Annotated in this window: 24 protein-coding genes and 2 pseudogenes; 14 read left to right on the forward strand and 12 right to left on the reverse strand. The window is 71.1% G+C overall.

Annotation, left to right across the window (positions count from 1 at the left end; translation table 11 throughout):
• The first annotated feature begins 84 nt into the window (after positions 1-84).
• Together MTP03_RS03460 and MTP03_RS03465 are read left to right on the forward strand one after the other, a co-directional pair.
• Positions 85-1,551: an ABC transporter substrate-binding protein/permease gene (locus MTP03_RS03460; RefSeq protein ID WP_248490748.1), complete on the forward strand. Its 1,467-nt coding sequence runs from the start codon at positions 85-87 to the stop codon at positions 1,549-1,551.
• Positions 1,548-2,303: an amino acid ABC transporter ATP-binding protein gene (locus MTP03_RS03465; RefSeq protein WP_305852782.1), complete on the forward strand. Its 756-nt coding sequence runs from the start codon at positions 1,548-1,550 to the stop codon at positions 2,301-2,303. The genes MTP03_RS03460 and MTP03_RS03465 overlap by 4 nt, the downstream gene beginning before the upstream one ends.
• A gap of 70 nt (positions 2,304-2,373) precedes the next feature.
• Here MTP03_RS03465 and nagA read toward each other — a convergent pair whose 3' ends face one another.
• Both nagA and MTP03_RS03475 read right to left on the reverse strand, forming a co-directional pair.
• Positions 2,374-3,519, reverse strand: coding sequence for an N-acetylglucosamine-6-phosphate deacetylase (gene nagA, locus MTP03_RS03470; RefSeq protein WP_371820954.1), 1,146 nt, complete (start codon positions 3,517-3,519; stop codon positions 2,374-2,376).
• A gap of 5 nt (positions 3,520-3,524) precedes the next feature.
• Positions 3,525-4,682, reverse strand: coding sequence for a PTS transporter subunit EIIC (locus MTP03_RS03475; protein ID WP_248490750.1), 1,158 nt, complete (start codon positions 4,680-4,682; stop codon positions 3,525-3,527).
• 183 nt (positions 4,683-4,865) lie between these two features.
• On the opposite strand from MTP03_RS03475, the gene MTP03_RS03480 reads away from it, so the two are divergent.
• The 4 genes from MTP03_RS03480 to MTP03_RS03495 all read left to right on the forward strand — a co-directional run bounded on the left by MTP03_RS03480 (position 4,866) and on the right by MTP03_RS03495 (position 7,896).
• On the forward strand, positions 4,866-5,093 hold the full coding sequence (locus tag MTP03_RS03480; protein WP_248490751.1) for a PTS transporter subunit EIIB: 228 nt from the start codon (positions 4,866-4,868) through the stop codon (positions 5,091-5,093).
• Positions 5,090-5,545 (forward strand): glucose PTS transporter subunit IIA, encoded by a 456-nt coding sequence (locus MTP03_RS03485; protein WP_248490752.1) that lies wholly within the window; start codon positions 5,090-5,092, stop codon positions 5,543-5,545. Before MTP03_RS03480 ends, MTP03_RS03485 begins: the two co-directional genes overlap by 4 nt.
• A 201-nt stretch (positions 5,546-5,746) precedes the next feature.
• Complete coding sequence (locus MTP03_RS03490) at positions 5,747-7,021, forward strand: hypothetical protein (protein WP_248490753.1); 1,275 nt, start codon at positions 5,747-5,749, stop codon at positions 7,019-7,021.
• 5 nt (positions 7,022-7,026) lie between these two features.
• Positions 7,027-7,896, forward strand: coding sequence for an Abi-alpha family protein (locus MTP03_RS03495; protein WP_248490754.1), 870 nt, complete (start codon positions 7,027-7,029; stop codon positions 7,894-7,896).
• Here MTP03_RS03495 and MTP03_RS03500 read toward each other — a convergent pair whose 3' ends face one another.
• Together MTP03_RS03500 and MTP03_RS03505 are read right to left on the reverse strand one after the other, a co-directional pair.
• Entirely contained in the window at positions 7,897-8,613 is a 717-nt protein-coding gene (locus MTP03_RS03500) for a GntR family transcriptional regulator (RefSeq protein ID WP_248490755.1), read from the reverse strand.
• A 66-nt stretch (positions 8,614-8,679) separates the two neighbouring features.
• Positions 8,680-9,260, reverse strand: a pseudogene (locus MTP03_RS03505) (alpha-ketoglutarate-dependent dioxygenase AlkB).
• A gap of 61 nt (positions 9,261-9,321) precedes the next feature.
• Between MTP03_RS03505 and MTP03_RS03510 the strand changes: the two are divergent.
• A complete protein-coding gene (locus MTP03_RS03510; RefSeq protein ID WP_248490756.1) occupies positions 9,322-10,305 on the forward strand; it encodes an LLM class F420-dependent oxidoreductase in 984 nt (327 codons plus the stop codon).
• A 55-nt stretch (positions 10,306-10,360) separates the two neighbouring features.
• Here the strand turns inward: MTP03_RS03510 and MTP03_RS03515 are convergent.
• A pseudogene (locus MTP03_RS03515) lies at positions 10,361-11,523 on the reverse strand (pyridoxal phosphate-dependent aminotransferase).
• 39 nt (positions 11,524-11,562) lie between these two features.
• On the opposite strand from MTP03_RS03515, the gene MTP03_RS03520 reads away from it, so the two are divergent.
• Together MTP03_RS03520 and MTP03_RS03525 are read left to right on the forward strand one after the other, a co-directional pair.
• On the forward strand, positions 11,563-12,195 hold the full coding sequence (locus MTP03_RS03520) for an NAD(P)/FAD-dependent oxidoreductase (RefSeq protein ID WP_248490757.1): 633 nt from the start codon (positions 11,563-11,565) through the stop codon (positions 12,193-12,195).
• The gene (locus MTP03_RS03525; protein WP_248490758.1) at positions 12,192-12,869 is read left to right on the forward strand and encodes a hypothetical protein; all 678 of its coding nucleotides are present in this window, start codon (positions 12,192-12,194) and stop codon (positions 12,867-12,869) included. The genes MTP03_RS03520 and MTP03_RS03525 overlap by 4 nt, the downstream gene beginning before the upstream one ends.
• Before the next feature lie 48 nt (positions 12,870-12,917).
• Here the strand turns inward: MTP03_RS03525 and MTP03_RS03530 are convergent, their stop codons facing one another.
• Both MTP03_RS03530 and gabT read right to left on the reverse strand, forming a co-directional pair.
• Positions 12,918-14,375: an NAD-dependent succinate-semialdehyde dehydrogenase gene (locus tag MTP03_RS03530; RefSeq protein ID WP_248490759.1), complete on the reverse strand. Its 1,458-nt coding sequence runs from the start codon at positions 14,373-14,375 to the stop codon at positions 12,918-12,920.
• Positions 14,372-15,736, reverse strand: a complete 1,365-nt coding sequence (gene gabT, locus MTP03_RS03535; protein ID WP_248490760.1) for a 4-aminobutyrate--2-oxoglutarate transaminase — start codon at positions 15,734-15,736, stop codon at positions 14,372-14,374. The genes MTP03_RS03530 and gabT overlap by 4 nt, the downstream gene beginning before the upstream one ends.
• Positions 15,737-15,849: 113 nt before the next feature.
• Between gabT and MTP03_RS03540 the strand changes: the two genes are divergently transcribed.
• Entirely contained in the window at positions 15,850-16,518 is a 669-nt protein-coding gene (locus MTP03_RS03540; protein ID WP_248490761.1) for a PucR family transcriptional regulator ligand-binding domain-containing protein, read from the forward strand.
• The gene (locus MTP03_RS03545) at positions 16,434-17,366 is read left to right on the forward strand and encodes a CdaR family transcriptional regulator (protein WP_248490762.1); all 933 of its coding nucleotides are present in this window, start codon (positions 16,434-16,436) and stop codon (positions 17,364-17,366) included. The genes MTP03_RS03540 and MTP03_RS03545 overlap by 85 nt, the downstream gene beginning before the upstream one ends.
• An 18-nt stretch (positions 17,367-17,384) precedes the next feature.
• On the opposite strand, the gene MTP03_RS03550 is transcribed toward MTP03_RS03545, so the two are convergent.
• The gene (locus MTP03_RS03550; protein WP_248490763.1) at positions 17,385-17,873 is read right to left on the reverse strand and encodes a hypothetical protein; all 489 of its coding nucleotides are present in this window, start codon (positions 17,871-17,873) and stop codon (positions 17,385-17,387) included.
• Between the two features lie 170 nt (positions 17,874-18,043).
• Here MTP03_RS03550 and MTP03_RS03555 point away from each other — a divergent pair, with 170 nt between their 5' ends.
• The gene (locus MTP03_RS03555; RefSeq protein ID WP_248490764.1) at positions 18,044-18,304 is read left to right on the forward strand and encodes a hypothetical protein; all 261 of its coding nucleotides are present in this window, start codon (positions 18,044-18,046) and stop codon (positions 18,302-18,304) included.
• 4 nt (positions 18,305-18,308) lie between these two features.
• On the opposite strand, the gene MTP03_RS03560 is transcribed toward MTP03_RS03555, so the two are convergent.
• Genes MTP03_RS03560 through MTP03_RS03575 form a run of 4 tightly spaced genes read right to left on the reverse strand, consistent with a single transcriptional unit; the run spans position 18,309 to position 21,702 of the window.
• Positions 18,309-19,967, reverse strand: a complete 1,659-nt coding sequence (locus MTP03_RS03560) for a DNA repair helicase XPB (protein ID WP_248490765.1) — start codon at positions 19,965-19,967, stop codon at positions 18,309-18,311.
• Complete coding sequence (locus MTP03_RS03565) at positions 19,968-20,669, reverse strand: hypothetical protein (RefSeq protein WP_248490766.1); 702 nt, start codon at positions 20,667-20,669, stop codon at positions 19,968-19,970. It abuts the gene before it with no gap.
• The gene (locus MTP03_RS03570; protein WP_248490767.1) at positions 20,666-21,247 is read right to left on the reverse strand and encodes a TetR/AcrR family transcriptional regulator; all 582 of its coding nucleotides are present in this window, start codon (positions 21,245-21,247) and stop codon (positions 20,666-20,668) included. Before MTP03_RS03570 ends, MTP03_RS03565 begins: the two co-directional genes overlap by 4 nt.
• 35 nt (positions 21,248-21,282) lie before the next feature.
• Entirely contained in the window at positions 21,283-21,702 is a 420-nt protein-coding gene (locus MTP03_RS03575) for a DUF6069 family protein (protein WP_248490768.1), read from the reverse strand.
• Positions 21,703-21,894: 192 nt separating this feature from the next.
• Between MTP03_RS03575 and MTP03_RS03580 the strand changes: the two genes are divergently transcribed.
• Both MTP03_RS03580 and MTP03_RS03585 read left to right on the forward strand, forming a co-directional pair.
• A complete protein-coding gene (locus tag MTP03_RS03580) occupies positions 21,895-22,257 on the forward strand; it encodes a YciI family protein (RefSeq protein WP_068524718.1) in 363 nt (120 codons plus the stop codon).
• Positions 22,254-23,501 carry an RNA polymerase sigma factor gene (locus MTP03_RS03585; protein ID WP_248490769.1) on the forward strand — a complete coding sequence of 416 codons (1,248 nt, stop codon included), beginning with the start codon at positions 22,254-22,256 and terminating at the stop codon, positions 23,499-23,501. Before MTP03_RS03580 ends, MTP03_RS03585 begins: the two co-directional genes overlap by 4 nt.
• Positions 23,502-23,503: the final 2 nt, after the last annotated feature.

A 23,503-nucleotide genomic window follows, 5' to 3' on the forward strand; every position in this document is an offset into this window, starting at 1 on the left:
AATGATGTTCAACCCTTTGGTTGAAAAAGATTCCGTCGGGCGCGTAGCCACCCGCTCGGCTCGTGGCGGTGCTAAGAACGACGCATGTCATCGACCGCATTCGCCGACGGTGCACGGACCCTGCTGCGGCGTCTCGGCGTCGTGGTGATCGCGATGCTCCTCGTGGCCGGCCCGGTGCCGGCGCACGCCGACCCGGTGCTGCCGGTCTCGGGCGTGCTGCGGGTGGGCACCGAGGGCGTGTACCAGGTGTACAGCTATCACGACGAGTCCGGGAAGCTCGTCGGATACGACGTGGAGATGATCGAGGCCATCGCGCAGAAGATCGGTCTGCGCGTGGAATTCGTGGAGACGCCGTGGGATTCGATGTTCGCCGCGCTCGAGTCGAACCGCTTCGACCTGGTGGCCAACCAGGTCACGGCCAGCCCCGAGCGGGCGGCGAAGTACGACGTGTCCGAGCCCTACCTGCAGACCGGCGGGTCGATCCTGGTGCGCGAGGGCGACGATTCGGTGAAGTCGCTGGCGGACATCCGCGGGAGGACCGCCGCACAGAGCATCACCAGCAGCTGGTCCGGTGTCGCCGAGAAGGCCGGCGCGCGGATCGAGCCGGTCAACAGCTTCACCGACGCCGCGAACGTGCTGGCGCAGGGGCGGGTCGACGTGGTGGTCAACGACACCGGCGTCGTGCGGAACTATCTCGCCGTGACGCCCGGCGCGAAGGTGAAGATCGCCGCCGAGACGCCGGACAAGGCGCAGTCGGTGTTCGCAGCCCGCAAGGGATCCGGCCTGATGCCCGAGATCAACCGCGGGCTCGCGGAGATCCGCGCCGACGGCACCGCCGAGCGGATCTCGCAGAAGTACTTCGGCACCGCGCCCCGGGCCGCGGAGCGGTCGACCACCTGGGACCTGGTCCGCCGGAACCTCGTGCCGCTCCTCAAGGCGACGGTGACCATGACGATCCCGCTCGCGGCGATCACCTTCGTCCTCGGCCTCGCGATCGCGCTGGCGGTGGCGCTGGCCCGGATGTCGGCGCGCAGGATCCTGAGTGCCGCGGCGCGCGTGTACATCTCGGTGATCCGCGGCACTCCGCTTCTGGTGCAGTTGTTCATCGTGTTCTACGCGCTGCCCGCGCTGGGGGTGGTGATCGAGCCGTTCCCGGCGGCCGTGATCGCGTTGTCGCTCAACGTGGGCGGGTACGCGGCGGAGATCATCCGCGCCTCGATCGGTGCGGTGCCGCGGGGGCAGTGGGAGGCGGCGACCACGATCGGCATGGACTACCGCACCGCGCTGCGGCGGATCATCCTGCCGCAGGCGGCCCGCACCGCGACCCCACCGCTCGCGAACACCCTGATCTCGCTCGTCAAGGACACCTCGCTGTGCTCGGCGATCCTCGTCACGGAACTGTTGCGGCAGGCGCAGATCGCGGCCGCACCGACCTTCGACTTCTTCGCGATGTACGTCGTGGCGGCGATCTACTACTGGGTGATCTGCCAGCTGCTCAGCGTGGTCCAGGCGTCGCTGGAGACCCGATTCGAAAGGTACGTGGCACGATGACCGACCTGATCTCGGTGCGCGGACTGGCCAAGTCGTTCGGGGAGGTGGACGTGTTGCGCGGCATCGACTTCGACGTGCCCGAGGGGACGGTCACCGTCGTCATCGGGCCGTCCGGATCCGGCAAGACGACGGTGCTCCGCTCCCTCAACGCCCTCGAGCTTCCGGACCGGGGCACGGTCACCGTCGGGTCCGAGACCGTGGACTTCGGCGCCGGCGCACCCGGAAAGGCTGCGCTGCAGCGGTATCGGGCGCAGAGCGCGATGGTGTTCCAGTCGCACAACCTGTTCCCGCACTTCACCGCGCTGCAGAACGTGACCGAGGGGCCCGTCGTGGTGCAGAAACGGCCGGCCGCCGAGGCGGAGGAGGAGGCGCGCGCACTGCTCGCCCGGGTCGGGCTGGGCGAGCACGCCGACAAGTACCCCCACCAGCTCTCCGGCGGGCAGCAGCAGCGCGTGGGGATCGCGCGGGCGCTGGCGCTGCGGCCGCAGGTCGTGCTGTTCGACGAGCCCACCTCGGCGCTCGATCCCGAGCTGGTGGGCGACGTGCTGGCCGTGATGCGCGACCTCGCGGACGAGGGTCGGACGATGGTGGTCGTGACCCACGAGATCGCCTTCGCCCGCGACGTGGCCGACCAGGTGCTGTTCGTCGACCGCGGCGCCGTGCTGGAAGCGGGTACGCCCGCGCAGGTGATCGGCGACCCGCAGCAGGACCGCACCCGCGAGTTCCTGCGCCGCATCCTGCATCCGCTGTGACCGAAGGAGCATGGTCCGCACGGGGGTCGGCAGCGTTCGAGCAGACCGCCGGAGACGCGGCGTTGAGGTGCTAGACCTCGACGCCGCCCCGGATCACCCGCTGCAGCCGCAGGTCGGAGGTCAGCTCCAGCACGTCGGCACGCAGGCCGGCGGCGAGCTCGCCGCGGTCCTGTAGGCCCAGGAGGCGGGCCGGGGTGGTCGCGCCGGCGCGTGCGGCGTCGGCCAGCGAGACCCCGGAGTGCTGCACGGCCCGCGCGAACACGTCGAGCACCGACGAAGTGCCGCCGGCGATCGCGCCGCGGGAACCGTCGGGGGTGGTCAGCCGGGCCACGCCGGCGCCCACCGTGACCTCCAGCGGGCCGAGCGTGTACTGCCCGTCGGGCATGCCGGCCGCCTGCATCGCGTCGGAGATCAGCGCGATGTGGTCGGCGCCGACGGTCGCGAAGACCATGGCGACGGTTCCCGACGCGAGGTGGATCCCGTCGCCGACCAGTTCCGCTACCGCGCGACCCTCGCCCGCCACCTTCAGGGCGGCGCCCACCGCGCCGGGGTGACGGTGGTGCATCGGGTGCATGCCGTTGAACAGATGCGTGATGCTGACGGGGCCGGCCGGGGTGTCGAGCGCCGCCGCGACGGTGTCGTAGTCGCCCGCCGTGTGCCCCACCGACACCACGGCGCCGGCGTCGGACAACTGCCGCGCGAGCTCGGCGTAGTGCGCTGTCTCCGCGGCCAGCGTCATCGAGCGGATCCGCCCGCCGCCGGCGTCGAGGAGCGTCGCCAGGAGCGCCGGGTCGCCGTCGATGATGTACCGCGGGTCCTGCGCCCCGCACACCTCCTGGGCCAGGAACGGCCCCTCGAGGTGCAGGCCCGCGACGGTGCCGTCGTCGACGAGCGGCGCGAGCGTCGCGATTCGCTCCAGCAGCTTCTCGGGCGCCGCCGACACGAGCGACGCGAGCAGCGTCGTGGTGCCGCGACCGAGGTGGTGCGCGGCGGCCGCGCGGGCACCGTCGGCGTCGGAATCGGGGAAGCCGTGCCCGCCGCCCCCGTGGCAGTGCACGTCGATCATGCCGGGGACGTACACGTCGTCCGACGGTGCCGGCAGACCGGCGGGTGGGAACGCGGAGGCCGGGCCGACCTCGGCGATGAGGCCGTCCGCGAGGGCCACGACGCCGTCGTCGATCGTCCCCGACGGGGTGACGACGGTGCCGCGCAGCAGTTCGGTCAAGCCGTGGCCTCCGCTTCCAGGTCCTCGTCCTCGCGACCGGGGGTCTTGAGGTTGCGCCGTTTGATGATGAAGCTGAACGTGAAGTAGTAGATCACGGCGTACACGAGTCCCATCGGGATGAGCCACAGGGGGTTGGTGGCCTTGCCGAAGTTGAGCACGTAGTCGATCGCGCCCGCGGAGAACGTGAAGCCGTGGTGGATGTCCAACCAGTTCGCGATGAGCAGGGAACTGCCTGTGAGCAGCGCGTGCACCAGCAGTAGCGGCCAGGCCACGAAGATGAACGAGAACTCCAGCGGCTCGGTGATGCCGGTGAGGAAGCTGGTGAGCGCGACGGACATCATGATGCCGCCGACCACCTTGCGGTTCTCGGGCTTGGCGCAGCGGTAGATGGCGAACGCCGCGGCGGGCAGCCCGAACATCATGATGGGGAAGAATCCGGTCATGAACGTGCCGGCCGTGGGGTCGCCCTGCAGGAACCGGGCGATGTCGCCGTGCACGGTCTCGCCGCCTGCGGTCCGGTAGTCGCCCAGAATGAACCACACGACCGAGTTGATGATGTGGTGCAGGCCGAGCGGGAGTAGGAGGCGGTTGACGGCGCCGAACACGCCGCCGCCCACGACGGAGTTCTCCGCCACCCAGTTGCCGAGACCGGTGAGCGCCCAGTTGAAGGCGGGGTAGATGAACGACATGATCACGCCCACGACAATGGCGCCGGACGCGGTGAGGATGGGGACCAGCCGGCGTCCCGAGAAGAAGCCGATGTAGTCCGGCAGTTTGGTCTTGTAGAAGCGCTGCCACAGCATGGCCGACATGATGCCGATGACGATGCCGCCGAGCACGCCGTAGTTCACCACCGCGGGCTCACCGGCCTTGTCGACCTCACCGGCCAGCACCACCGGCGACATCGCCTTCTCGACGGCCTGGAAGGACAGGTAGCCCACGAGCGCGGCGAGCGCCGTGGAACCGTCGGCCTTCTTCGCCCAGCCGATCGCGATGCCGACCGCGAACAGGATCGCGAGGTTGGAGATCAGCGCGTCGCCGGCGCCGCCGATGACCGCGGCGACCGTCTTCATCGAGGAGAAACGGCCGAGCAGATCGTCCTGGCCGAGGCGCAGCAGCAGACCCGCCGCGGGCAGGACCGCGATGGGCAACATCAGGCTGCGCCCGAGTTTCTGGAGACCGCTCAGATCGAGCCGTCGTGCTGATATACCGGATCCGGATGAGGAACTCAATTTTCGCTCCTGTCGAGGGACGAGTCCACTAGGGTGACGACAGGTTATAACCAGTTGGGGTCGGCGCGAGTCGATTTCCCGGAACCTCTTCGAAAGGCGGCAGACATGTCGAAGGCGCAGGACATCGTGAACGGGCTGGGCGGAGCGGACAACATCGAGGAGGTCGAGGGCTGCATCACCCGGCTGCGCTGCGAGGTCAAGGACACCTCCCTCGTCGATCAAGGCGCGCTCAAGAAGCTCTCGCACGGCGTGATGATGGCGGGTTCCGCGGTGCAGGTCGTCGTCGGGCCGACGGCCGACGCGCTCGCCGAGGAAGTGCAGGACCTCCTGTGACCGACGTCCTCGCGCCGGTCGCCGGGCGGCTCGTGCCGCTGTCGGCAGTGCCGGATCAGGTGTTCGCCGGCCAGATGGTGGGCTCGGGCGTCGCCATCGAACCGGCCGCTCCCGGCGACGGTGCCGACGCCGTCGTCGTCTCGCCCGTGGCGGGCACGGTGCTCAAGTTGCATCCGCACGCCGCGATCGTCCTGGGGGACGGGGGTGTGGGCGTTCTGGTGCATGTGGGGATCGACACCGTGAACCTCAACGGAGAGGGGTTCACTGTGCTCGCCGTCGAGAAGGCGAAGGTGGCCGCGGGAGATCCGTTGATCGCGTTCTCGCCGAGCATGATTCGCGAGCGCGGACTCAGTGCGATCTGCCCGGTCGTGGTGATGGATTCGAAACCGGGGTCGATCGCGGACCCGAAGGAAGCCGATGTGGCGGCGGGGGATCCGATCTTCGTCGTGTGACGCCCCGCCCGGTGACCGTGTTCATCTGGTCACAGTGATCGATTGGAGGCGAAATCCTCTCACCGTGTTGAGTACTGTGAGCGCGAATGTTGGCTGCGGAGGGCCGTGAACTATTCGTAGGACGAATGATTCGGCTGCGCCGCGACGTGAACGGAGGTCCAAGGTGGGCTCGGCGAGGAATTTCGACGAGAAGGGTGCTCGGTGGACGCGCACCTGATTCAGCATCTCATCACCGTGCCGCTGTTCACCGGGATCATCGGCTACATCACCAACTGGACCGGCATCCTGATGCTGTTCGAGCCCAAGCGGTTCTACGGCGTCAAGATCCCGGGCATGGCCACGCTGTACCCGTTCCTCCCGCGGCGGGTCCAGGTGATCCCGGCGATCCAGCCGGACGGCCGAGTGGGCTGGCAGGGGATCGTGCCGTCCCGGGCCGAGAAGATGGCGAGCATCGCCGTCGACAAATCGCTCAACAAAGTCGGCAGCATCGCCGAGTTCTACGAGGTGATGGACCCCGAGCACGTCTCGGAGGTGCTCACCCGCGCGTCGTTGCCGATGATCCCGTCGATCGTCGAATCGGTGATGCAGCGCGAGAACCCGCGCCTGTGGTACTCGCTGCCCGAGGATGTGAAGCTCCTCGTGTACCGGCGGGTCTCGGTGTCGCTTCCCAAGGACGTCCGCCGGATCACCTCCACGATCGGCGAGAACATCGACGACTACATCGACGCCAAGCTATTGGTGATCCGGTACCTCACGAACAACCCCGCGGTGCTCAAGGACATCTTCTACAACATGGGCCGTAAGGAGCTGAAGTTTATGCAGAACTTCGGCTTCTACTTCGGTTTCCCCATGGGCTTCCTGCTCGTCGCGCTGCTGCACTTCTTCCCGTACTGGTGGCTGCTGCCGCTGGGCGGGATCGTGATCGGCTACGTGGTGAACTACATCGGCATCCTGATGATCTTCGAACCGCTCCATCCCACCTGGTGGGTGCCGTGGAAGCAGGGCCTGTTCCTCAAGCGGAAGAAGGAGATCTCCGAGGAGTACGCCAAGGTCATGGCCGACAAGGTGATCACCATCGAGAACATCTGCGACGAGCTGCTGCACGGCCCGCGGTCCGACCGCACCCGCGCCACTGTCGAGACCGTGCTCCGCGACTCGATCGACAACGCGGCGGGTTGGGCCCGCGGATTCGTCAAGCTGTCCGTGGGGTCCGAGGCCTACGACCGGGTGCCGCAGCTGGTCGGCGTCGAGGCGCTCAAGGTCGCGGAGGCCACGGTCAGCGAGCCGCAGTTCGTCGCCGAGCAGCAGACCAAGGTCCGCGAGTTCGTGGTGGAACGGATGAGCAAGCTCAGTCCCGAGGACCTCAGTGAGCTCCTGCGGTCCGCGATCAAGCAGGACGAGTGGCTGCTGTTCCTGCACGGCGCCGTGCTCGGTTCGTTCGCCGGGTTCCTCCATCTAGCAATCTTCGGGGTGTGACAGACGTGGCTGACAAATCCGGTTCCAGGACGACGCGCGACCAGGGTGGGTCGCAGGGGAAGGCGCGGTCGAAGGCGCGGGTCGAGGAGGACGCCGAGCCGCGGGCCGAGAACGACGGGCGCGAGCTCGCCGTCCGCGAGGGCGGCGCTGAACCGGCGACGCAGGATTCCGGCGGCGGCGGACTGTTGGGCCGGATCGGCCGAGTGTCCAACTCCGCGTTCAACGTGACCCGCGAGATCGGCGGCTCCGCGCAGCGGCTCACGCAGCAGTTCGTCAGCGAGGCCGGTCACCTGGTGGACGTGGCGCTGACCACCGAGACGGCGCCGCGCGTCGTCGTCCACGGCGAGGTGGTCGAGGAACTCCCCGAGCGCGAGCGCATCGAGACACCCGCCACCACGGCCGAGGAGCTGCGGCGCGCGGGTGAGCGGCTGCTGGCCCAGTCGGCCGAGCCCGCGGGCGCGGACGCCCCGCATCCGGCGTACCCGCACGTGCTCGAGCAGCTCTGCCCGGACGAGGCGCGCGTCCTGCGACTGCTGTTCACCGACGGTGCCCAGCCCGCGATCGACGTGCGCACCAACCGCCCGTTCGGGGTCGGCGCCGAGACGGTCGCCGCCGGCGTCACGATGATCCCCGAGGTCGCCGGCTGCCGGAACCCCGACCGGATCGCCGAGTACCTCGGCAACCTCCACCGGCTGGGGCTGATCTGGTTCTCGAAGGAGCAGGTCGAGGTGCGACGGTACGAGCTGCTGCAGGTCCAGCCGCAGCTCATCGATGCGATCAGCAGGGCCGGCCGCTACGCGAAGACGGTCCGCCGACGCATCGAGATCACCCCGTTCGGACGGGACTTCTACGGCACCTGCTTCCCGAAGCCCTGATCAACCGGCCTCGGTCACCGTCATCTGGACTCGGTAGCGGTCCGAGCGGTACCAGGAGTAGCTGTGCTCGACCCGGGTGCCGCCGGCGAACGCGGTCCGGTCGAACGCGAGGATCGGCGCGCCCGCCGGGACGCCGAGGAGGCGGGCGAGTTCACCGTCGGCGGAGATCGCGCCGATCGACTGCTCCGCGTGGTCGATCGCGTAGCCGTACTCGGTGCGCAGCAGGTCGTAGATCGACTGCGTCAGGTCGTGCCGGTCCATCGCCGGAGCCACCGTCTGCGGGTACCAGGCGTCGTCGATGGAGATCGGCACCCCGTCGGCCAGTCGGAGGCGCTTGATGTGAAAGGCCTTGTCGGCGGCGCGGATCTGCAGCGCCGCCGTCGTCGACGGGGGCGGGACGCGCAGCTCGGTCTGCAGCACCACGGTCGACGGTGCGCGGCCCAGCCGGCGCATGTCCTCGTGGAACGAGGCGAGGTGCAGCTGAGAGCGCGCGGGCCGGTCGGCGACGAACGTGCCCTTACCGCGGATCCGCACCAGCGTGCCCTCGGCCACCAGCTGGCGGAGCGCCTCCCGCACCGTGATCCGGGAGACGCCGTACTCGTCGCAGAGCTGCCGCTCGCTGGGCAGCGCGGCCCCGGGCTCGAGCCCGTCCGCGCACCGCTGCTCGAGGAGGGCGCGCAACTGCTCGTGTTTGGGTACCGGGCCGTCCGCGATCATTGCCCCATCTTGACATACAGGTCATTACCAGTAGGGGGTTACTGAGGGTGAATATCGAACCGCGCGTCAGCGGACCCCGGCGGCGCGGAACTGGACGCTGATCCGCGGTCCCGCCTGCGGCACTTTCGGCACCGCGTGCTCCCAGGTGCGCTGTGCCGAGCCACCCATCGCCAGCAGGTCACCGTGTCCGACGTGCAGTTTGGTGCTGGCGCCGCCGCCGCGCGGGCGCAGGAGGAAGGGACGTGTCGCGCCGAGCGAGACGATCGCGACCACCGTGTCGTGCGTGGCGCCGCGGCCGATGGTGTCGCCGTGCCAGGCCACCGAATCCGCCCCGTCGCGGTACAGGCACAGCCCCACCGAGGTGAACGGCTCTCGCAGATCGTCCCAGTACAGCTCGCTGAGCTCCGTCAACGCCGCGCGTAGCGCGGATGCGGGAGCCGGGCCCCGGTGTCGTAGTAGCGCAGGAGCCGCGGCACCGGCAGCGTCCGGTCGTACATGCGGCGGCGCTCCTCGACCCACGGCACGTCCCGTTCCAGGGCCGCGAACAGCGCGTCCGGATCGCGCTGCCATCCGGTGCGCAGGTCGAGCCAGGCACCGTCGGTCAATTCCCGACGGTGCGCGGGCACCTCGAACAGCGAATCCTGCATCGCCGACGACGGTACGCGAGACCTCCGACAGGTTCTGCGGCGCGACCGTAGGGTGGAGGTCGTGCGATTCGGACTGTTCATCCCGCAAGGCTGGCGATTCGACCTCGTCGGCATCGATCCGGCGGACCAGTGGTCCGTCATGAACTCACTCGCCCGGCGGGCGGACGACGGACCGTGGGACTCGGTGTGGGTGTACGACCACTTCCACACCACCCCGGTGCCGAGCCGCGAGGCGACCCACGAGGCGTGGTCGCTGATGTCGGCCTTCGCGGCCACCACCAGCCGGGTGAAGCTGGGCCAGATGTGCACCGCGGTGAGCTACCGCAACCCCGCGTACCTGGCGAAGGTCGCGGCCACCGTCGACGTGATCTCCGGCGGCCGGGCGCAGGTCGGCATCGGCGCCGGATGGTACGAACACGAGTGGCGCGCCTACGGTTACGGCTTCCCGCCGGCCGGCGAGCGGCTGGGCCGCCTCGATGAGGTGCAGATCCTGCGCCAGGCGTGGACCGACGGCATCGCCACCCTCGACGGAGAGCACTACCGGGTGGACGGCGCGATCTGTGAACCGAAGCCGCTGCAGGAGGGCGGGATTCCGCTCTGGGTCGCTGGCGGCGGCGAGAAGAAGACGCTGCGGATCGCGGCGAAGTACGCGCAGTACACCAACTTCGACGGCACCTTCGAGGGCTTCGCCCGCAAGTCGGAGGTGCTGCGGCGGCACTGCGCCGAGGTGGGAACGGACTACGACGCGATCACCCGCTCCGCCAACTACAACATCGTGATCGGCGAGGCCGCGCGTGACGTGCAGACCAGCCTCGACGTCACCCGGAACCGGCTCCTGGAGCACGCCCCGGAGGCGTCGGTCGACGCCGAGATGGGCGCCTACCTCGGGATGCCGGGCGTGGGCACCCCGGGCGACATCGTGGCGAACCTCCAGCGGCTCGAGGCCGAGGGGATGACGTACGCGATCTGCTACTTCCCCGAGATCGCCTACGACACCACGGGTCTGGAGCTGTTCGAGCGGGAGGTGATCCCCGCCCTGTCCTGATCGTGCTGCGCCGGGAGTTCTGCGCGGAGATCCGGGACGGCGACCCGCCGTGTAGTCAAGGCCGCAGGGCCGCCAGCCGCCGCGCTCCCTCGGTCAGGACGTCCGCGCGCTTGCTGAACGCGAACCGCAGCAGGTGGCCCCAGCGGGCGTGGTCGTCGGCGAGCGCGCTCACGGGCACGGCGGCCACCCCGGCGCGCGCGGGGAGCTCCCGGGCGAGGGCGGCGGCATCGTCGAACCCGAGGGCCGCGCGTCGGCCACGACGAAGTACGTGCCCTCCGACGGGTGGATCGCGAAGCCCGCGTCGCGCAGCGATGCGGTCAGCAGGTCGCGGCTGCGTTGCAGCGTGGGCGACAGCGCTGCGAGCCAGTCGCGTTCGTTCTCGAGGGCGTGCGCGACGGCGTGCTGCAGCGGCGTGGCTCCGGTGTAGGTGAGCCACTGCTTCGCGGAGCGGCAGGCGTCCGCCAGCGCGCGGGGCGCGGTGATCCACCCGATCTTCCAGCCGGTCAGGTTGAACGACTTGGCCGCTCCCGAGATGCGCACGGTGCGCTCGCGCATTCCGTCGAACGAGGCGAGCGGGCGGTGCGACCTGCCGTCGAAGAGGAGGTACTCGTACACCTCGTCGGTGAAGCAGAGCAGATCGCGCTCCACGCAGAGGTCGGCGATGAGCCGCAGATCCTGGTCGGAGAGCACGGTACCGGTGGGGTTGTGCGGCGAGTTCACCATGATCGCGGCAGTCCTCTCGGTGATCGCGCCGCGGAGCAGGTCCGGGTCGAGCCCGTAGCGGCCGTCCGCGGTCTCCACCAGCGGGACCACCACGCGGCGGGCGCCCGCGAGCGCGACGGTCGCGGCGTACGAGTCGTAGAACGGCTCGATCAGGACCACCTCGCGTCCCGGCTCGACGAGGCCCAGCACCGCGGCCGCGATCCCCTCCGACGCGCCGACGGTGATCAGCACCTCGCCGTCCGGGTCGTAGCGCAGCCCGTACTCGCGCTCGACCTGCGCGGACACGGCGCGGCGCAGGATCGGCAGGCCGTCGCCAGGCGGGTACTGGTTCATGCCGCCGTCGATCGCGTCCTTCGCGGCCCGGAGCATGCCGACGGGACCGTCGCTGTCGGGGAAGCCCTGGCCCAGGTTGACGGCACCCGTCTCGGTGGCGAGCGCCGAGATCTCCGCGAAGATCGTCGACGTGAAGAGCTGGAGGCGTTCGACGGTGCGCATGTTCCCAGCGTAGTGGCCGCCGCGACTACGGTTGGTGGCATGAGCACAGCCGTCGTCGTCGGATCCGGACCCAACGGGCTCACCGCCGCCGCGTACCTCGCCCGCGAGGGGCTCGAGGTGACGGTGCTCGAGGCCGAGCCGACGATCGGCGGGGCCTGCCGGTCGGACGAGCTGGGCGGCACCGTCGTCGACCGGTTCTCGACGGGGCACCCGCTCGCGTACGCCTCGCCCGCGCTGCGCGACGTGGGGCTCGACATCGCCTGGGGCACCGCGGAGATCGACGTCGCGCACCCGCTCTCGCCGGAGCCCGGCGACGCCGTCGGCACCCTCGCGGACGTGCCAGACTGCGGCCCCGAGGTGATGGCGGCGTTCTTCGGCCCGATGACCGGCGTGCCGCGCCACCCGGCCGAGGCGGTCCGGTGGGGCCCGCGGTTCACGCTGCCGGCCGCGATGACCGCAGCGGCGCTGGGGCGCGTGGGCGGCGCGGTGTTCGCGGGTGTGGCGGCGCACGGCATCGTCCCGCAACACCTGCCGCTCACCTCGTCACTCGGCTACATCCTGTCGGGCGTGCGGCCCTGGTCCGTGCCGATCGGCGGGTCACAGGCGATCTCGGACGGGCTGGCCGCGCTCGTGCGCGAACGCGGCGGGACGATCCGCACGGGGAACGCGTGACGGCGCTCCCCGACGCGGACCTGGTGCTCCTCGACACCGGCGTCCCCGCCGCGCGAGACCTGTTGGGGGACTCCGCTCCCGGCTGGCTCCGGCGGCGCTCCCGGTCCTGGCGGTTCGGGGCGGCGGCGTTCAAGGTGGATCTGGTGCTGGACCGCGGGATCCCCTGGGCCCAGAGCGCTTTACGACGGTCCGCCTTCGTCCATCTGGGCGGGACGGCGCGGGAGATCGCCCAGAAGGAGCTCATGGTCAACCGCGGGCGGATGCCCGAGCGGCCGGTGATGATCCTGTCCCAGCAGTACCTGGCCGACCGGTCGCGCTGCAGCGGTTCCCTCGTGCCGGTGTCCATGTACGCGCACTGCCCCAACGGATTCCCCGGCGACCTCACCGAATCCGTGCTGACCGAGGTGGATCGGCACGCGCCTGGGGTGCGCGAGCGCGTCATCGAGGTCAGGTCGGTCGGGCCGGCGCAGCTGGAGGCGACGAACGCCAACCTCGTGGGCGGCGACATCGCTGCCGGCGCCGCGACCCCCGCCCAGCTGGTGCGCCGGCCGAAGTTGTTCGACCCCTACCGCCTCACGGACCGCGTGTACCTCTGCTCCGCCGCCGCGGCCCCGGCCCGGGCGTGCACGGGATGGTCGGCTGGCACGCGGCCCGCGCCGCTGCGCCGGCTCTGAGCGCTCGCCGATCCGGAGACCCGATGCGAGCCCGCGAATCGCGTCGCGTCAGATCGCGGGCAGCGCGATGTACTTGGTGTTCAGGTACTCCTCGATGCCCTCGCTGCCGCCCTCGGAGCCGAGGCCCGACTGCTTGATCCCGCCGAACGGGGCGGCGGGGTCGGAGATCACGCCGCGGTTCACGCCCACCATGCCGGCCTGGAGCTTCCGGGCGACCCGCTGCGCGCGGCCCACGTTCTCCGTGAAGAAGTACGCGGCAAGGCCGTACTCGGTGTCGTTGGCGAGGGCGATTCCCTCGTCCTCCGTGTCGAATCCGACGATCGCCGCGACCGGGCCGAAGATCTCCTCGCGGCGGATGCGGGCACCGTCGGGAATGGCATCCAGGACGGTGGGCTCGTAGAAGAACCCGGCACCGTCGACCGGTTTGCCGCCCGTGCGGACGGTGGCGCCGGCGGCAACGGCCTCGTCGACGAGAGCGGCGATGGCGCCGCGCTGCTTGGCATTGATGATCGGGCCGATGGCGGAGGTGTCCTCCCACCCGGGCCCGGCGGTCATCGCGGCGACGCGCTCGGTGAGCTTCGCGGTGAACGCCTCCCGGATGCCGTCCTGCACCAGAATGCGGTTCGCTGCGGTGCACGCCTCGCCGCCGTTGCGCATCTTCGCGAGCATCGCGCCGTCGACGGCCTTGTCGAGGTCGGCATCGTCGAAGACGAGGAACGGAGCGCTGCCGCCCAACTCCATCGACGTGCGCAGGACGTTGTTCGCCGCCTGCGCCAGGAGGATCTTGCCGACGCCGGTGGAGCCGGTGAAGGAGACCTTGCGCAGCCGCGAGTCGTCCATGAGCCCGCCCACGACGGTGGACGCATCGAGCGTGGGCAGCACCGAGAGCACGCCGGGAGGCAGGCCGACCTCGGCGAAGACCTGCGCGAGCAGCAGCATCGTGAGCGGTGTGTCCTCGGCGGGCTTGACGATCATGGTGCAGCCGGCGGCGAGCGCCGGCCCGATCTTGCGGGTTCCCATGGCCAGCGGGAAGTTCCACGGGGTGATGGCCAGGCACGGGCCCACCGGCTCCTTGACGACAGTGATCTCCCCGGTCCCGGCGGGGGCAGTCGCGGTGCGGCCGCCGACGCGGACGGCCTCCTCGGAGAACCAGCGCAGGAACTCCGCGCCGTAGGCCACTTCGCCGCGGCTCTCGGGCAGGACCTTGCCCATCTCCAGGGTCATCAGGAGCGCGAAGTCGTCCGCGCGGGCGGTCACGGCCTCGAAGGCCGCGCGCAGGATCTCGGCGCGCACGCGGGGTGCGGTGGCGGCCCAATCGTCGGCGACCGCGGTGGCGCCGTCGAGCGCGGCCCGCGCATCGGCGGGGGTGGCGTTCGCGACGGAGGCGAGGGCTCCGCCCGTTGCGGGGTCGATCACCTCGAAGGTGCGGCCGGATTCGCTCGGCGTCGACGCACCGTCCAGCCACAGGCCGGTGGGGACGGAGTCGAGCAGTGCGGTGCGGTTCACGCCGCGGCCTCGCGGATCGCGGTCTCGAGCACGGTGAGGGCGTCGTCGAGGAGCTCGTCGCCGATCACGAGCGGCGGCAGCAGGCGGATCACGTTGCCGTAGGTGCCGCAGGTCAGGATCACGACCCCGGCCGCGAGGGCCCGCGCGGCGATGTCCTTCGTCAGCTCGGGGTCGGGTTCGACGGTGCCCGGCCGCACCAGCTCGATCGCCAGCATCGCGCCACGGCCGCGGACGTCACCGATGACATCCAGTTCCGCGGCGAGGGCGCGCAGGCGGGGGAGGGCGCGGTCGCCGATCGCGCGGGCGCGGGCCGGGAGGTCCAGCTCGGTCATGGTGTCGAGCGCGGCGAGCGCGGCGGCGCAGGCCACCGGGTTGCCGCCGTAGGTGCCGCCGAGCCCGCCGGGGTGCACCGCGTCGAGGAGATCCGCCCGGCCGGTGATCGCCGACAGCGGCATGCCGCCCGCGATGCCCTTGGCGAGCGTCACGATGTCGGGCACCACTCCCTCGTCCTCGCACGCGAACCATGCTCCGGTGCGGGCGAATCCGGTCTGCACCTCGTCGGCGATGAAGACGACGCCGTTGTCCTTCGCCCACGCGGCGAGTGCGGGCAGGAAGCCGGGCGCGGGCACGATGAAGCCGCCCTCGCCCTGGATCGGCTCGAGGATGACGGCGGCCACGGCGTCGCCGCCGATCTGCTTCTCGATCTGATCGATCGCGCGACGGGCGGCGGCGGCACCGTCGGCCTCGAGACCGGCGGCTGCGTCGCGGTACGGATACGACATGGGCATCCGGTACACCTCGGGCGCGAACGGGCCGAAGTCCTTCTTGTACGGCATGGTCTTCGCCGTCAGCGCCATCGTGAGGTTGGTGCGGCCGTGGTAGGCGTGGTCGAAGGCGACCACCGCGTCGCGGCCGGTGGCCAGGCGCGCCACCTTGACCGCGTTCTCCACGGCTTCGGCGCCGGAGTTGAACAGCACCGTGCGCTTGGCGTGGTCGCCCGGTGTGAGCGCGTTGAGCCGCTCCGCCACCGTGACGTAGCCCTCGTACGGGGTCACCATGAAGCAGGTGTGCGTGAAGTGCGCCGCCTGAGCCGCAACGGCTTCCGCCACTCGCGGGTCCGAGGCGCCGACGCTGGTGACGGCGATGCCGGAGCCCAGGTCGATGAGGGAGTTGCCGTCCACGTCCACGATGACGCCGCCGTCGGCGTCCATGGCGTACACGGGGACCGACGAGCCGACGCCGGCGGCCACCGCGGCCCGACGGCGCTCGGCGAGGCGCACGGACTCGGGGCCCGGCAGGGGCGTGACGAGCGAACGGACCTGCGGCAGGCGGTAGGACACGGACGTGGCTGCGGTGGTCATCTCGGACTCCTCGGATGCGCGGGCGGGTTCTTTCACTGTGCTCCACGCCACGAAGCAACGCATCTGCCAGAATGATGAATCAATCGCAATGAAATCAACGAAATGGAGCGGTGATGACCGTGTCCGTGCGCTGGCTGCTCGCCCAGCGCGACCTGGGCCTTCGGCTGCGCGCAGGGGACGCGGGCGCGGAGGCCGAGATCTCGTTCGTGATGACCACCGAGCTGACCGATCCCACCCCCTGGCTCGCGGGCGGCGAGCTCGTGCTGACCACGGGCATCGGCATCCCGCCGGACGCCGCGGGCTGCCGCGCCTACGTCCGGCGGCTGCGCGACCGCGGGATCTCGGCTTTGGGTTTCGGCGTGGGCGTCTCCCGGGACAGCGCACCGTCGGCGCTGGTGACGGAGGCCGACGAGCTCGGTCTGGCCCTCGTCGACGTGCCGCTGCCGACCCCGTTCGTGGCCGTCGCGCGCGCCGTCATCGACGAGATCGCGCGACGCGCGAACGCCGCGAACGTGGAAGCCGGGCGTGCCCAGCAGCGGATGACGCGGGCGGCCGTGGCAGGCGGACCGTCGGGCACGTTGCGCGAGTTGGCGATCGGCTGCGGGGTACGGCGCTGTTGCTCGATCGCAGCGGCCGAGTGGTGCAGGCGCATCCCGCGGACTTCGACCAGGCGCACGCCCGGGAGGCCGAGGCGCAAGTGCGCGAGCACGGCGCGGCGTCGGCGGTCGGGAGCGCGACGGTGCCGCCGGACGGGACGGGGAGTGGGGCCGCGGCGATCGTGACCCAGCCGATCCGGGTGGGCGATCGCGCGCACGGGTACCTGGGCGTGCTGCTGCCGCGCGATCCGCTCGCCACCGATCACGTGCTGATCGGGCACGCCAATTCGCTGTTGGCCCTGGACTTCGAGCGCCCCCTGCGGCTGCGGCTGGAGCAGTGGCGGTTGAACGCCGCGGCCCTGCGGCTCGCGCTGTCGGCGGGGCCGGGCGACGCCGCGCAGTTGGTCGGGGCGGCGGCGGACCCCGAGGGGATCCGGGCGCTCGTCATCCGCGGTGGCGACCCCGACGCGGCGACCGCGACGGTGCGGGAGGCGCTGCACGCCGCAGGACGCCCCGTCTTCGTCGCCGAAACCGGTTCCGCTGGAGGGGTCGTCGCGTTGCTGGGCGGCGGAGACGATGCGGCCTTCGCGGACCGCCTGGTCACCCGGCTCGACGCCCGATCGCGCGCCGCGCTGCAGCTCGGTCTCGGCTCGCGGCATCCCGTGGGCGCCGTCGTGGAGGCTGTCGCGGCGGCCGAATCCGCCTCCCGCGCTGCGCGGCCGGGCGGCCGCACCGTCGACGCGTCGGACCTGGCCGGGCGCACCCTGCTGACCGACCCGCCGACCAGGGACGCCCTCGCCAGGCTGGACCGGGAGCTGATCGCGCCGCTGCGCGCGCACCATGGCCTCGTGGAGGCGCTCCGGGCGTACCTGGAGAACCACGGCCAGTGGGAGGCGACCGCTGCGGCGCTCGGGGTGCACCGGCACACCGCGCGGGCGCGCGTGGCGCGGGCGCAGGAGGCCCTGGGCGTCGACCTCGCGTCGGCGCGCGTGCGTGCCGAACTCCTGCTGGCAGTGATCCTCAGCGACGAGTAGCGGTGAGCACGCTGTGGCTCAGCTGATCTGGCAGACCCAGGTGCCGCTGCTCTCCGAGTAGACGTACGTGCCCGGCACGCCCATGCCGGTGGTGCACGGCTTGCCGCCCGGATCGTCGTCGCGGACCTTCGTCGAGGTGCGGGGCGGGGTCGAGGTCGGTGCGGTGCCGTTCTCGGTGGGGTTGTCGCCCGCGCCGTGGTTCGGGTTGGTGCAGATGGTGCCCTCATCGGGGCCGCCCGTGCACGGAACGTTGTACGTGCCGCCGTTGTCCGGGCCCTGGGGCTTCGTGGTGGCCGGGTGCGGTGTCGGTGCGACGGTGCCCGTTCGCGGCGGGGCGGGCGCCGTCGGCGCGGCGCTGGTCGGGACGACGCTGCTCGGGGCGGACGACTGCGTGCTCGTCGCCGGGGCCGACGAACTCGTCGACGCGGGGGTGGAATCGTCCGAACAGCCGGTGGCGACGGCAAGGGCGGCGGCGATACCCACCGTGGCCGTGAGGATCTTGCGCATGCGGCCAGGCTAATCGGGACGACCTGGGCAGGGAAGCCGATTGTGGTACTGCAAGTCAGAACGTTCAGCGTTTCCACCGGATGGCGGTAGCAATTATCGCTGGACCCACCACCCGGCTGCGGCCACGATGGATGCAGAGATCGAGCGGCGAACGAAAGAGGTGGTCGATCATGGGTTTCCGGGCAACGGTGCGCACCTGGATCGCGCGCTTCGGCGAGTTCCGGCGTACGCACATCGAGATGCACGAGCGGTACTGGCTCATGCTCGAACCCTGGACGCACGACATGCTGCACTGGGGCGCGGACGGGACGCTGCACGGCACCGTCGCCGTCGAGCGGGCGCGGCCGCCCGTGACGCGCGGCGGTTGGTGCCCGTGCCGTCCGCTGGACGTGGGCCCGGAGATGCGTGACACCGCCGGACGGTGCGGTTAGCCGGCTACCCGATCGCAGGGCCGAGGATGTCGTCGGCGTCGACGATGCGGTAGGCGTAGCCCTGCTCCGCCAGGAACCGCTGGCGGTGCGCGGCGTAATCGGCGTCCACGGTGTCGCGCGAGACGACGGAGTAGAAGTGCGCCGTGCCACCGTCGTGCTTGGGCCGCAGGAGGCGGCCGAGACGCTGGGCCTCCTCCTGCCGGGAACCGAAGGTTCCCGAGACCTGCACGGCCACCGAGGCTTCCGGCAGGTCGATGGAGAAGTTCGCCACCTTGCTGACCACGAGGGTGGAGATCTCGCCGGTGCGGAACCGCTCGAACAGCGCCTCCCGCTCACGGGTCTTGGTGGAGCCCTGGATCACCGGAGCGTCCAGCGCCTCGCCGAGCTCCTCCAGCTGATCGATGTAGGCGCCGATCACCAGCGTCTGGGCGTCGGGGTGTCGCTCGAGGATCGACTTCACCACGGCGGTTTTCGCGGGCGCGGTGGAGGCCAGCTTGTACCGCTCGTCGGGCTCGGCGGTGGCGTACTGCATGCGCTGGTTCTCGGTGAGCGTGACGCGCACCTCCACACAGTCGGCGGGCGCGATCCAGCCCTGCGCCTCGATGTCCTTCCACGGCGCGTCATAGCGTTTCGGCCCGATGAGCGAGAACACGTCGCCCTCGCGGCCGTCCTCGCGCACGAGCGTCGCCGTGAGGCCGAGGCGCCGGCGGGACTGCAGATCCGCGGTCATCCGGAACACCGGGGCGGGCAGCAGGTGCACCTCGTCGTAGATCATCAGGCCCCAGTCGCGCGAGTCGAACAGGTCGAGATTCTTGTACTCGCCCTTCGACTTCCGCGTGAGCACCTGGTAGGTGGCGATGGTGACCGGGCGGATCTCCTTCTTCTCGCCCGAGTACTCGCCGATCTCCTCCTCGGTGAGCGACGTGCGCGCCAGCAGCTCCCGCTTCCACTGCCGCCCCGCCACCGTGTTCGTCACCAGGATGAGCGTGGTCGCCTGCGCGCGGGCCATCGCGGCCGCGCCCACCATCGTCTTGCCCGCGCCGCAGGGCAGCACGACCACGCCGGAACCGCCCAGCCAGAACGAGTCCGCGGCGGTCTTCTGGTAGTCGCGCAGCTCCCACGGACCGGTGGCCGTGTCCAGCGCGATCGGGTGGGCCTCGCCGTCGACGTACCCGGCCAAGTCCTCAGCCGGCCAGCCCGCCTTGAGCAGCAACTGCTTGAGGTGGCCGCGCTCGGACGGGTGCACCACGACGGTGTCGTCGTCGATGCGAGCCCCCACCATCGGCGCGATCTTCTTGTGCCGCAGCACCTCCTCCAGGACCGCCCGATCCAGCGAGACCAGCGTCAGGCCGTGCACCGGGCTCTTCACCAGTTGCAGCCGGCCGTACCGGCTCATGGTGTCGACCACGTCCACCAGGAGGGGCTGCGGCACGGGATAGCGGGAGAAGCTGACGAGGGCGTCGACGACCTGCTCCGCGTCGTGGCCGGCGGCGCGCGCATTCCACAGCGCCAGCGGCGTCACGCGGTAGGTGTGCACGTGTTCCGGGGCGCGCTCGAGCTCCGCGAAGGGCGCGATTGCGGCGCGCGCGGCGTCCGCCAGCTCGTGGTCGACCTCCAGCAGGAGGGTCTTGTCGGACTGGACGATCAGGGGTCCGTCGGTCATCTATCCATTGTGCCGCGCCGGGCGGAACTCCTGCTCGTCGCCGTGGTCGCGGACAACGACGCCGGCCTCGCCGAGGCGCAGCCGCAGGTCGCGGGCGGTGGGCGCGCGCTTCTCGGCCCGGGCCACCGCGCGCTCGCGCAGGAGCGACTCGACCTCGGGCTCCACGTCGCCGCGGCCGTGCACGAACCGCGTGTACTCCGCCTCGTAGGGGTCCGCGGCGCCGCGCCACGGGTAGCCGGTGTCGGTGAGCGCTCGCGCTATGCGGGCCTTGGGCACCCCGTCAGTGCCGGCGGCCGCGAGGAGGCGGCCCCGTCGGTCCAGGAACGTGAGCTCGCCACCGCGCCCGAGGAACGTCTCGCCGATCTCGTCGCGCGCCATCCACCGACGGTGCTCGTCCACGACGAGTTCCACGTGATCGTCGGCGACGGTCAGCGCCGCGACCTCGTTCTGCCACGCCCCGACCAGCACGACGCCGCCGATGAGCCCGGCGACGGCGAGCACGCCGACGGCCACTCCGACCGGCAACTGCGCGGCGATGCGCAGTGGGCCGGGTGAGCCGTCGACGGTGCGCTCGAGCCAGCTCACGAGGCCTCGCACGACGAGGCCGAGCAGCGCCCCGGCGACCGTGGTCACGAGGAGCACGCCGACCTGCACCCAGCGGGAGAGACCGATCGTCGTGGTGGGGGAGACGGTGGCGGTCACGGGTTCTCCGTTCGTAGATAGGCGAGGGCGGCGCGGCGCACATCGGGCCGGACGTCGCCGTCCGCGAGGTGTGCGCCGTCGGTCATCGAGATGAGGAAGGTGGCGGCGTGCGCGGGATCGAGGCCGGGGTCGAAGGCACCGTCGGCCTGTCCCCGCGCGATGATCTCGGCGAGCGCATCCCGGACCAGTCCGTCCGCGGTGGCGACGATCTCGGCGAGCGCGGGGTCGGCCGGCACGCGGCGAATGACCTCGGCGACGAGGCCGGGGGCCACGGGATCGACGGCGGACTCGGCGAGCGCGTCGACCACGAGAGCGATACCGGCGCGCGGGTCAGGTTCGGCGAGGGCCCGTTCCCGGAGCTCGGTGTTCCGCTCGATGTCGGTGCCGAACAGCGCGCGGAACAGGCCGGCCTTGTCGGTGAAGTAGTAGAAGACGGTGCCGGAGCTGACCCCGGCGCGGGCGGCGATGTCCGCGGCGCGGGCGCGCTCGAAACCGGCGGTGGAGAACTCCGCGGCCGCCGCGTCCAGGATGGCGGCGCGGCGGCGGGCGGTGAGGGCGGGGTCGACAGTGCGGGCCACGCATCGAGAATATCTATAATTGAGTGATCAGTCAATCAATTGGCGGCGAGCCGCCGGGCGAGCGCCGGCACCACGATCGCGGCCGCGACCACGTGGGTGAGGATCAGGACCGCGGCGGATGCGGCGTCGAAGCCGAATGTCACGTCGGGCACGAACGACAGCACGAGGAGCGTCACGCAGGTGCGAACGAACGTCGAGCGCGGGTGCCGCGCACGGCGCGCCAGCACCGCCGCGATGCCCACGGCGATCAGCGAGAAGACCATCGTGAGCTCGGCGAACCCGAGCAGCGGGATGGCGGAACCGTCGGGCCCCGCGAACGTGACGCCTGCGGCGGAGGCGACCGCGGCGATCGCCGTGGTGGTGACCGAGGCGACGACGGCGGCCGCGACGCCGTGCCTCCACACGGGCAGGCGGTGGGTGCGGACGGGTGCGGTGGTGGTGGCGGTGGTGCTCATGGCGTGCTCCTCAGCGGTGGTGACGGTGCCCGGGGTGGGCGCGTCCTACCCCTTCCACGAACGGGGTCGACGGATTTCGACGTCGGCGCTGCGAAGAATTTCCCGGGGTGGTGTCGTATCGGTACGCCTGCGTTCGTAGTGAGGGTGAAGGGCGGCCACCGGGGCCGCCCGACGACCGAGAGGAACGAGAACATGACGCACTACCTGCTCTCTGTGCACGGCCCCGTCGAGCGTGGCGACTTCGGCGACTACGGCACCAAGGAGGCGATGGAGGAGGCGTTCGCGCGGACCGACGCCTTCAACGAGCAGCTCAAGGCAGACGGCTACTGGGTGTTCGCGGGCGGGCTTGCCGAGGCGACCACCGCCACCGTCGTCGACGGCCGCGGCGACAAGCCGATCATCACCGACGGCCCGTACCTCGAGTCGAAGGAACTCATCGGCGGCTTCTGGGTCGTCGACGCCCCGGACCTCGACGTCGCGCTCCGGCTCGCGGCCGAGGGCTCCAAGGCGTGCGGCGGCACCGTCGAGGTCCGCGCCTTCGACGGGCTGGCGTGACCGACACCGGCGCCGGGAGCGGAGCGAGCGGGCCGAATGGATCCCGTGCTGCGCTCGACCGGGTCTTCCGCGAGGAGTACGGCCGGGTCATCGCCTCGCTCGTCCGCCGCTTCGGCGACATCACGATCGCCGAGGACGCGGCGGGCGAGGCGATCCTCGCCGCAGCGGAGAAGTGGCCCGAGTCCGGCGTCCCGCCCAATCCGGGCGCCTGGCTGACCACTACCGCGGGCAATCGCGCGATCGACCGGATCCGGCGCGAGAACCAGCGCGAGAACAAGCACAGGGCGGCCGAGATGATCCACGACGACTCCGGCCCCGAGCCGACCGGCGCGGTCGAGGACGACCGGCTGCGGCTGATCTTCACCTGCTGCCACCCGGCGCTCGCGCCCGAGGCCCGGGTCGCCCTCACCCTGCGCCTCCTGGGTGGCTTGACGGTGCCGGAGATCGCGAGCGCCTTCCTGGTCGCCGAGACCACGATGGGGCAGCGGATCACCCGCGCCAAGAAGAAGATCGCCGCCGCCCGCATCCCGTACCGCGTGCCGGCGGCCGCCGACCTGCCCGGCCGGGTCGACGGGGTGCTGACGGTGCTCTTCCTCGTCTTCAACGAGGGATACCTGGCCAGCGGCGGCGGGGTGCCGATCCGGGAGGAGCTGAGCGCGGAGGCGATCCGGCTCGCGCGGCTCGTCCGGGCGTTGCTGCCCGACGATCCCGAGGTCACCGGGCTGCTCGCGTTGATGCTGCTCACCGAGGCTCGCCGTGCGGCGCGGGTGCGCGGCGGGCAGCTCGTCCCGCTCGATGAACAGGACCGTGCGGGCTGGGACCGGGCCGCGATCGCCGAGGGCCACGGTCTGGTCCGTGAGTGCCTGGCGCAGAACCGGCCGGGGCGGTATCAGATCCTCGCGGCGATCAACGCGGTCCACACAGACGCTCCCAGCGCCGACACCGTCGACTACGCGCAGGTCGTCGCGCTGTACGACCAGCTGCGCGCCATCGACCCGTCGCCGATCGTCGCGCTCAACCGGGCGATCGCCGTCGCCGAACTCGACGGGCCGGAGGTGGCGCTCGCGCTGGTCGATCCGCTCCCGCTTGAGGGGTATCACGCCTGGCACGCCACCCGCGCCCACCTGCTCCGGAAACTCGGGCGCACCGCCGAGGCCAAGGCCCAGTACGACGCTGCGATCGCTGCGACCGGCAACACCGCCGAACGCGCCTATCTCACCCGCAAGCGCGGTGAGCTGGTGTGACG

It is taken from the genome of Tsukamurella sp. PLM1 (genome assembly GCF_023168325.1).
GTDB lineage: Bacteria > Actinomycetota > Actinomycetes > Mycobacteriales > Mycobacteriaceae > Tsukamurella.